The organism is Mesorhizobium sp. Cs1321R2N1 (assembly GCF_037179725.1).
Lineage (GTDB): Bacteria > Pseudomonadota > Alphaproteobacteria > Rhizobiales > Rhizobiaceae > Mesorhizobium > Mesorhizobium salmacidum.
Genome location: NZ_JAPYKP010000022.1, coordinates 51,721 through 61,166 on the forward strand (window position 1 = coordinate 51,721; position 9,446 = coordinate 61,166).

General features: G+C 61.9%; 10 protein-coding genes and 1 pseudogene. 6 read left to right on the forward strand and 5 right to left on the reverse strand.

The genetic code is table 11. The annotated features are described in order from the left end of the window. Positions 1–233 precede the first annotated feature (233 nt). The 5 genes from coxB to O7A61_RS08935 are packed head-to-tail and all read left to right on the forward strand — an operon-like array spanning position 234 to position 5,559. The gene (coxB, locus tag O7A61_RS08915; RefSeq protein ID WP_337129409.1) at positions 234–1,214 is read left to right on the forward strand and encodes a cytochrome c oxidase subunit II; all 981 of its coding nucleotides are present in this window, start codon (positions 234–236) and stop codon (positions 1,212–1,214) included. Further along, positions 1,211–3,151, forward strand: coding sequence for a cytochrome c oxidase subunit I (ctaD, locus tag O7A61_RS08920; protein WP_337129403.1), 1,941 nt, complete (start codon positions 1,211–1,213; stop codon positions 3,149–3,151). Before coxB ends, ctaD begins: the two co-directional genes overlap by 4 nt. Continuing rightward, positions 3,148–3,750, forward strand: a complete 603-nt coding sequence (locus O7A61_RS08925; RefSeq protein WP_337129404.1) for a cytochrome c oxidase subunit 3 — start codon at positions 3,148–3,150, stop codon at positions 3,748–3,750. The genes ctaD and O7A61_RS08925 overlap by 4 nt, the downstream gene beginning before the upstream one ends. Position 3,751: 1 nt before the next feature. After that, on the forward strand, positions 3,752–4,093 hold the full coding sequence (locus O7A61_RS08930) for a hypothetical protein (protein WP_027144317.1): 342 nt from the start codon (positions 3,752–3,754) through the stop codon (positions 4,091–4,093). A gap of 26 nt (positions 4,094–4,119) precedes the next feature. Beyond that, positions 4,120–5,559 (forward strand): c-type cytochrome, encoded by a 1,440-nt coding sequence (locus tag O7A61_RS08935; RefSeq protein WP_337129410.1) that lies wholly within the window; start codon positions 4,120–4,122, stop codon positions 5,557–5,559. Here the strand turns inward: O7A61_RS08935 and O7A61_RS08940 are convergent. After that, on the reverse strand, positions 5,531–5,956 hold the full coding sequence (locus tag O7A61_RS08940; protein WP_337129405.1) for a c-type cytochrome: 426 nt from the start codon (positions 5,954–5,956) through the stop codon (positions 5,531–5,533). The genes O7A61_RS08935 and O7A61_RS08940 overlap by 29 nt on opposite strands. Positions 5,957–6,044: 88 nt before the next feature. Then, positions 6,045–6,347 (reverse strand): hypothetical protein, encoded by a 303-nt coding sequence (locus O7A61_RS08945; protein WP_337129406.1) that lies wholly within the window; start codon positions 6,345–6,347, stop codon positions 6,045–6,047. Between the two features lie 280 nt (positions 6,348–6,627). Here O7A61_RS08945 and O7A61_RS08950 point away from each other — a divergent pair, with 280 nt between their 5' ends. Then, positions 6,628–7,938, forward strand: coding sequence for an NRAMP family divalent metal transporter (locus O7A61_RS08950; RefSeq protein ID WP_337129407.1), 1,311 nt, complete (start codon positions 6,628–6,630; stop codon positions 7,936–7,938). Between the two features lie 20 nt (positions 7,939–7,958). Here O7A61_RS08950 and O7A61_RS08955 read toward each other — a convergent pair whose 3' ends face one another. The 3 genes and pseudogenes from O7A61_RS08955 to O7A61_RS08965 all read right to left on the reverse strand — a co-directional run. Next, positions 7,959–8,507, reverse strand: coding sequence for an invasion associated locus B family protein (locus O7A61_RS08955; RefSeq protein WP_337129408.1), 549 nt, complete (start codon positions 8,505–8,507; stop codon positions 7,959–7,961). Between the two features lie 66 nt (positions 8,508–8,573). After that, positions 8,574–9,035: a DUF4189 domain-containing protein gene (locus O7A61_RS08960; protein ID WP_027144313.1), complete on the reverse strand. Its 462-nt coding sequence runs from the start codon at positions 9,033–9,035 to the stop codon at positions 8,574–8,576. A 46-nt stretch (positions 9,036–9,081) separates the two neighbouring features. Next, positions 9,082–9,446: pseudogene (locus tag O7A61_RS08965) on the reverse strand (hypothetical protein); the annotation flags it as partial.

Here is a 9,446-nt window from a genome sequence, read left to right on the forward strand (position 1 = left end):
GAACGGCCGCCCCTCGCCTTGGTTCGACAAAGTATTCCCTGAGTTCGCGCTCTTGCCAGGGACGGTAGCGTTGCCAAGCATCCTTTTGCAACCAACCGCGTTATGGCCTTGGCAACGATGGTGGATCCTTCATGGCAAGGTGCGTGAGTCCGGTGGCCCGCCCTCGTACGCGGAAACGACCGCTGATGCCGCTCACCTGCACATGGCCAAAACAGTGGGCCAGCACAGCGCCAATGCTGGTCCTGGCTGGATGCAGCGACTGGCAGTCCGCGCTTCATCCACACGGTGCGAATGCCCGAAGGATCCTTGACCTGATCTGGTCCTTCAGCGCGGTTGCGACGGGCACATGGCTGCTTGTCATGCTGGTCTTGGCGGCAGCGCTTCTGCGTCCCCGTCTGACCGAGACAACGCATTTGCCACTTGAGATTGATGTCCGGCAGGAACGTCGGTTTACGCGCCTTGTCGCAAGCGCCATCGCTTTGACCGTTCTCGTGCTCGTCATACTGACGACGATGAGCTTTTTCGCGGGCAAATCCATTGCTTCGCTGAGCGGAACGGAAACGCTCACCGTCCGGGTCATCGGGCATCAATGGTGGTGGGAGGTCCGTTACTTCGGGAATGAACCGTCGCAAGCGATCGTCACGGCAAACGAGATCCATATTCCCGTTGGCGACCCGGTCAAGGTCGAGCTCGATTCGCTCGATGTCATTCATAGCTTCTGGGTGCCAAGCCTCGCCGGCAAAAGGGATCTCATCCCGGGCCGGCCAAGCGAGCTCACGCTTATTGCGGACAAACCCGGAACCTATCGCGGCCAATGCGCCGAGTTCTGCGGCTATCAGCACGCCCATATGGCCATCACCGTCGTTGCGGAAAGCCGCGAAGCTTTCGATGCGTGGCGATCCAGGCAAGAGGCCGCAGCACCCGCACCGGCCGGCGACGAAGAACGCCGCGGTCAGCGGGCTTTTCTTTCCACCGGCTGCGCACTCTGCCACACGATAAGAGGCACACCGGCCGGCGGAACGCTTGGACCTGATCTTACCCATCTCGCAAGCCGCCGCGCACTGGCTGCGGATACACTGGCCATGACCCCAGGGGCGCTTGCTGCCTGGATAGCCGATCCGCAGTCCATGAAGCCCGGCGCCAAGATGCCGCGCATTGCCCTCAGCGCCGACGATCTCAACGCCGTCGTCACCTATGTTGGAAGCCTCGAATGAGCGGCGTTGCGGGAACGTCAGCCGAGCATGAACAGGAGGTGCTGAAAGGCGTGCGGGACACCGGCCTCGATGAGGCGAGGCTGCGCGCCTTTCTGGCGCATGCCTGGCGAACGCCGAAAGGCCTCTACGGCTGGCTGGTCACTGTTGATCACAAGCTGATCGGCCGGCGCTATATCGTGACGGCTTTCCTGTTCCTCATCCTTGCAGGTCTGTCCGCGCTGGCGATGCGGTTCCAGCTTGCCCAGCCCGAAGCCGGCTACATCGGTCCCGATCTCTACAACCAGCTGTTCACCATGCATGGCACGACGATGATGTTTCTGTTCGCCGTACCGGTGATGGAGGCGTTCGCCATCTACCTGGTGCCGCTGATGATCGGGACCCGCAATGTCGCCTTCCCGCGCCTCAATGCCTTCAGCTACTGGGTCTATCTTTTTGGCGGGCTGATGATCTGGATAGCCTTTGCCTTCGAAACTGGCGCCGACGCCGGCTGGTTCTCCTATGTTCCGCTCGCCGGACCTGAATACGGCATCGGTAAGCGCCCCGATTTCTGGGCGCAGATGGTGACTTATACGGAAGTGTCCGCACTCGCGGTCGCTGTCGAGATCATTGCGACAGTGTTCAAACAACGCGCGCCGGGCATGTCGCTCGACCGCATCCCGCTCTATGTCTGGTCGGTCCTCGTCACCGCTTTCGTCATACTGTTCGCCATGCCCGCGGTGATGGTATCGAGCACGATGCTGATCCTCGACCGGTTGGTCGGCACGAAATTTTTCGATCCTGCCGCGGGGGGAGATGCACTGCTGTGGCAGCATCTGTTCTGGTTCTTCGGTCATCCCGAGGTCTACATTATCTTCATTCCGGCGACCGGCTTTGTCTCCGCAATCCTGCCGACCTTCGCCCGGCGCCCGGTCTTCGGCTATCTCGGGATCGTGCTGTCGCTGGTCGCGATCGGCTTCCTCTCCTTTGGCCTGTGGGTGCACCACATGTTCGCCACCGGTCTGCCCCAGCTCGGCGAGAGCTTCTTCACCGCTTCCTCGATGATGATCGCCATTCCGAGCGGCATTCAGATCTTCTGCTGGATCGCGACGATCTGGGGCGGCCGGCCGAGCTTCGCCACGCCCATGCTTTTCGTGCTCGGCTTCATCTTCACCTTCGTGATCGGCGGACTGACCGGGGTCATGGTCGCCTCGGTACCGCTCGACCTGCAGGTGCACGACACCTATTTCGTGGTTGCCCATTTCCATTACGTGCTGGTCGGCGGCGCCGTCTTTCCCCTGCTCGGCGCCGTCTATTACTGGTTTCCCAAGATCACCGGCCGTATGCTGTCTGAGAGGCTTGGCCGCTGGAACTTCTGGCTGGTCTTTCTCGGCTTCAATCTCACCTTCTTCCCCATGCACATTCTGGGTCTGCAAGGCATGCCGCGTCGTGTCTACACCTATCCGCCGGCGAGCGGCTGGGGCGAGATGAACCTCTTCATCAGCCTCTCGTCGCTGGTGGTGTTCGCCGGTTTTGCGCTTTTCTTCCTGAACATCCTGCTCAGCCTTCGCAACGGCCGCATTGCCGGAGACAATCCCTGGCAGGCGAGCACGCTCGAATGGGCGACGGCTTCGCCGCCGCCCTCCTACGATTTTTCGCGGCTGCCGATGGTAAACCACCGCGAACCGCTCTGGGCCGAGCCCGACATGCTCCTCGTCGTCGAAGGCCTGCGCGTCGATGCCCGTGAGGTGCTCGCCGGCACGGTCGCCGACGCGGTGCCGCAACTGAGGGTGCCATCGGCCGACAATTCGATTTGGCCGCTGCTCTCGGCCATCGCGGTTGGCGGCGCATTTCTCGGCTCGATATTCACGCCATGGGCGGTGGTCTGGGGCGCTATACCGGTCTCGATTGGCTTCATCTGTTGGTTCTGGCCGAAAGGCGAACCGGAGGACGAGGAATGAGGCAGCGCCCTGTCGCCGACGTCAGCCACCTGCCCACATATGATTTCGGGGCGGCGAGCCCGATGTGGTGGGGAACCCTTGCCTTCATCGCCCTTGAGGCGACGGGTTTCGCCTTGGCGATCGGCACCTATTTCTATCTGGCTGTGCTGGCCCCGCATTGGCCGATCGGGGCGCCAGCACCAGATCTGCTGCCAGGCACGACAGTATTGGTTATTCTGCTGGCGAGCATCGTGCCCAACCATCTGCTCGAACTTTGGGCGCGCCGTCAGGACCTCGCGAAAGTTCGCCTTGGCATGATCATCATGTCGATCGCCGGAATTCTTCCGCTGATCGTTCGTGTTTGGGAATTTCCGGCGCTGCGGATTTCCTGGGATCAGAACGCCTACGGCTCGATCATCTGGTTCCTGCTCGGGCTGCACACAACGCATCTCCTTACCGATGTCGGGGACACGATCGTCCTTGCGGCTCTCATGTTCACGCCAAAAGGCAAGGCCGGCCGACGCTTCAGCGACGTCTCGGACAACGCCTTCTATTGGGACTTCGTGGTCGTCTCATGGGTCGTGCTCTATCTTGTCATCTACTGGGTCCCGAGGATGTGAGATGCAGGCGATCCGCACCGGCGTTTCCTGGGCAGGCCTGGTCAGTGGACCAGCCGCATGGGCCATAACGCTGCAGCTCGATTATTCAACCGCGTTCTGGCAATGCCACGCCAGCTTTTGGCCCACTGCCTTGTTCTCGTTGATAGGTGCCGCCGCCGCCACGGCAGGCGCGCTGCTGTCGTGGCGCGCGATTCATGACCGAGGCCATGGCACGAGCCCGCCCCTTAAAGCGCGCACTCGCATGTTTCTGGCCAGGACTTCGGTCGGCATTGGAGCGCTGTTCACGCTCGTGATGCTGACACAAATGTTGGCAGGGCTGACCTTCAGCGGGTGCGAACTGTGATGGCGCCACGAAGCGGGCTATTGGCCGTGCGCCGCCGTGCGCTTCGGCATGCGGTGAGCGCTCCAGTCCCGGCCGCCATCTCTTATGCGATCGCGTCCGTTTTGGCATCGTTGGCGTTTTGCACGCACCTGCAGGCGAGCGAAATCCAGAAGGGTGAATATCTTACCCGGGCGGCCGACTGCATCGGCTGCCACACGTCCAATCCCAGCCGCCCATTCGCCGGAGGCTATCGCGTGCCAACGCCGTTTGGCGACGTCTTTTCCACCAACATCACACCGGACCTCGATACGGGCATCGGGCGCTATTCCGCGGACGAGTTCATACGAGCCGTCCAGCAAGGCGTCAGGCGTGACGGCACCGACCTTTATCCCGCCATGCCCTATGACAGCTTCGCAGCGATGAGCCGCGAGGACGTGCTCGCGATCCGGTCGTATCTGCTGGCGCAGCCGCCGATCTCCCAGCCGCGCCCAGCAAACATCCTGCCTTTTCCGTTCAACCAGCGATGGACTCTGGCGCTGTGGAAGCTCGCGAACTTGCACAGCGGCGGTTTCATGCCGGATCGGAGCCGAACCGCCGCATGGAACAGAGGGGCCTATCTTGTCGAAGTGCTCGGTCACTGCGGTGCCTGTCACACGCCGCGAAATACGACATTCGGCATAGATGACAATCGCAAGCTTGCCGGCGGCAGCGCCGGCATCTGGCAAGCCTTCAACATCACCAGTGACAAGATCGCAGGCGTCGGCGGCTGGAGCGATGAAGAGCTGTTCTGGTTTCTCAAGACCGGTGCCGTGCCCGGAAAGGCATATGCAAGCGGCCCGATGGCGGAAACGGTCATGAACAGCCTGCAACATCTGTCGGACGACGACATCCGTGCCATGGTCGCCTATCTCAGGGATGTGCCCGCACAACCCGGGGACGAAAGGCAGCCGCGTTTTTCATGGGGCAATGTGCCCACGATCGCGGACAATGCTGGAAGCAAGGCGCAAGGTAGCGGAACCGCAGCCGGCGGCGATCTCTATCGGTCGCTCTGTTCGGGGTGTCATGGAGCAAATGGAGGCGGATCAGTGGACGGCTCCGCCCCATCACTGACCCACAACACCTCCCCCGGCGCGGCCGTGCCTGACAATGTCGTGATGACGATCCTTGAAGGCGTCAAGGCTGGTGACGTCGCGGAACGCAAATCAATGGCGGCCTTCGCCGGCTGGTTGGACGACGCCCAGGTGGCGATACTTGCAAATTATGTGACCGCGCAATTCGGAAATCCGGAAGCGCGCGTTACGGCGGCCGACGTGCGTCAGATGCGGGCCGGCACGTCAACGGCGCAGACAGTCCTGGTTCTGGCGGGACAGGCGCTGGCGGTTGGAGGCGCCGGATTGCTCCTTGGTCTACTGTTTCTGCTGGCAAAACGACTGCGCCCAGCACTGCCCTCAGCGCGTCTCATGTTCGTGCATAAAGATAGGCGGTGATGTCGCGCGCCTCCTGGGGGGACAGATTTGTGTTGGGCATGACCGTCTTGGGATCGACGTCGCGCGCCCTGCTGATCCAACGCATCATCGCGTCTGGGGATGTTCGCGACGCCCCGACATATTCTCTCTCGGCGACGCCTCGCAGGGACGGACCGACGGTGCCACGGGCACCAGGGACTCCCGGAATTTCGTGGCATCCGCCACAGCCATTGCGGATCATTGCCGGGACGGCGCGGTCAGGATCTCCACCGACCGCCTGCAGGATGGTGGTTTCTCGCAGATTGCTGCTGCGCATCGAGCCGATCGCGCAGACCGACAACGCAATAAGGGTAGCCGCCGAAGCGCCTGCCGCCCACGGCAGGGCCGATGGCGCCTGCTTGACGGCCTGTCGGCTCATCTGCGCCTGCGGCGTTGCAACGAGAACGCCGCCCGATTGGTCAGCCCGGAGAGAAGAGCGACTTCGGGCGGTGCTCCTAGCCACTGGCTCATTTGTTGCAGTTCTGCATGTTCGACGTTGTCGCGCCGGAGGCGGTGTTGTTGTCGATGTCGTTGCCCGCGGCGTCCTTGCAGCGGTCGGTCATGCCGCTCGACGATTTTGTCGAATTAGTAGCGTTCGGATCGGTGGGCGTTACCCCTGCACCAGCGCCGGTGCCGGTCCCATTTGCGCCATTGGTGGTGCCGGACATCGAGCCTGAACCGCTGTTGGATCCGGTGCCGTTCGACTGTGCCATGGCCGACGTGGCCAGAGCGACCGCAAGCACCGTGGCGGAGAGAAGTTTGGTAATCATGGAGGATCTCCCATGGTTGTGTGTGCTGCCTCCACCAAACCAGTCGCTCGCTGATATGTTCCGAGTGAACCGGTCTTCAGCGAAATTCTTATGGGTTCTTTGCCGATCGGTTTGATGATGGCCCTCACATGTCGCGGAAACCGACCCCGCGCCAGAAATATCATGTCTCCGGCAAAAGAAGCACCAATGATGCTTCAGCGATAGCTAAAGGAACCGAACGGCGAGCGCTGAATTCTGCTTCAAGCGGATATCGAAAGGGACCGCGTTTTGGAGCACCTCCATGAGGGACATAAGCGCCGAAGTCTCTGAAAAACAGAGCAATATTCGGGCAAAAGGGCCCTTTCAGCGATTCCTGCACACAATCGGACCTGGTTTCATCACAGGCGCTTCGGACGATGACCCTTCGGGCATCGGCACGTACAGCCAAGCAGGCGCTCAGCTGGGCTTCGACGTCGGTTGGACCATGGTGTTCACTCTTCCGCTCATGGTCGCGATCCAGGAGATAGCAGCGCGGATAGGCCGCACGACAGGTCGAGGTATTTCCGGCAATCTGGCCCGACACTACCCGTCTCCCCTGATATATTTTGTAGCCTTGCTTTTGTTCGCCGCCAACGTGATCAACATCGGGGCGGACCTGAGCGCGATGGCTGATGCATTGCGATTGCTGGTGGGCGGCCCAAGCTCGCTTTATGTCGTTGCGTTCGGCCTGGCTTGCGTTTTGGCGATCGTCTTTCTCGACTACCGCCGGTACGTCACGGTCCTGAAATGGACAACGCTGAGCCTTTTTGCCTATGTGGTGGCTGCGTTTCTGGCTGATATCCCATGGGGCGAGGCCCTCAAGGGGGTCGTTCTTCCGCACATGGAATGGAGCCGGGCCTTCTTCACGACATTTCTGGCCATACTCGGCACCACGATTTCTCCCTACCTGTTCTTCTGGCAAGCCTCGCAAGAGGTCGAAGAGGAGACGATTGACCCCAAGGCCAAGCCGCTGAAGCGGGCACCGTGGCAAGCGCCGGGTGCCTTCCAGCGCATTCGCGCCGACACCCTGGTGGGCATGGCTTTTTCGAACCTGATAGCCATCGCGATCATCGTTACAACGGCTGCCACCCTGCACAAGGCCGGAGTGACCGACATCAATTCTTCCTCTGATGCGGCCAAGGCCCTGGAGCCGGTCGCGGGCAAATTGGCATTTGCCATCTTTGCAATGGGGATTATCGGCACCGGCCTTCTCGCGGTGCCGGTTCTCGCGGGCTCGGCCGCATTCGCCGTGGGCGAGGCGTGCCGCTGGCCAGTGGGACTGGAGCGCAAGCCGAAGGCAGCGATGGCATTTTATGCGACCCTGGCCGCCGCCGTGGCGCTGGGAATGGGGATCATGCTCACGCCGATCGATCCCATCAAGGCGCTTTACTGGAGCGCCGTCATCAACGGCATATGCGCGGTCCCCGTCATGGTCGTCATGATGCTGATGACCGGACGTTCCGACATCATGGGCGAATTCCCCGTTGGGGGTTGGCTGCGCTTTCTCGGATGGCTCGCGACGATCACAATGGGACTGTCCGTGGTCGGCCTCGCGCTGCAATGGGCCTTTTGAGGACCCCGTCGCCTTGCACCTCAACGTGCGCTGAGCGCGACCATGCGATCGAGGGCGGCGCCGAGGCCTTTCAGCGACACCGGGAAACTCAGCGGGGTTTCGGCCGCCGTGGTGACGTTGAGCTTGAGCTCGGTGCCTGCCTTGAGCCTCTGCGTCAGCGCCCGGTCGATCGGAAACAGCGCCACGCAGCCATTCGGCAGGCAGGTCCTGAACTTCAACGGTCCGACGGGCTGCTGGTCGTCGATCTGCGCCGCCACGCCGGGCTCGAACAGGATGCCGAAGGGCAGCAGCAAGGTTCCGGTCAATCCGCCCTTCTGCCCCACGCGCAGTTCCACGGCCAGAAGCCTCTGGCCGTTTTTCTGCGTCTGGTCCTGCGTGACCGTGCAGACCCGGACATTGTCCTGCATGCCGCAGGCCAGTTGCCAGTCCTGATAGGTTTCCTGGAGCGACGATGCACCGTTCGGGAGCGACGCCGCCTGCTGCTGTTGGGCGAAAGCAGCCGGCAGCGAAGCGGAGAAGGCAGCCGCGCAGATGGCGGCTGCCTTCAGCGAAAAATGTCTATGAACCAATGAATGCGGCCTTCTCTTTTGTGCCGGGCAAATGCCCAAAATGTCGGCTTCGAGACGCCGTTATTCTCACGTACAGACCCATTCGCGGATCTTGCACTGGATCCCCCCTGCCTCGCAGGCCTGGAGCGCGAGGTCCTCCGCCTCCCGGCGGGTCTCGGCCGAGTTCACGCCCCAGGGGGTGAACCGGTGCTCCACCTTGTCGGCCACGGCGAGCGCGCCGCAATGCTTGTAGGGAAATCCGGTCTCGTCGTCGTCCGTCCAATGGCGGTGATTGCGGAACACGGCAACGACATTGCAGGCTTTTCCACCGGCATTCTCGCAATATTTCTGCGCTATGTCCTTGGCTTCCTGCCGCTTGTCGGCGCCCCAGAAGAAGCCGTACTTGGTATCGGTCTGGGAGTAGGCGATTGCCGCCCAGATACCTTTCTCCTCCTGCGGCGGTTCGGACGGCTCCACCAGATCGGCCGAGACCACCTGCCCGCTCCACAGCAAGGCCATGCACAAGACTGTCAAACGTCGCGATTTCATGGTCCGCAATCCTTTCCCGGGCGCCTCGCCCATTCGCCTGACATCCTCACTTGGCCGCCGATGCGATCGAGATCACCACGCATGTGTTGCCCGTCGGCAGCAGAAGCGCTTCACCCGTGCTGCCGCCAAGCTCGTACACCTCGACCTGTCCGAGATGGTCGGTGATCTTGCTGCCTTGCGGAAGAATGGACGGAATGTCCGCGCACGGGCTGGCGAACGGCGCCACCCGCACCATCGCGCCCTCGCAGCCCGACGCTGTGGGCGATGCGAAGACCACGCCGGCCGCCGGGCCGCTGTACCGGTCGGTGGCATAGTCCATGCCGACAAAGGCCTGGACGGCGTGCTTGTCGGCGGCCTGGTCGTTCCACAGCGATTTGACGCTGTATTTCGTGCCGGTCGTCAAAAGCTGCC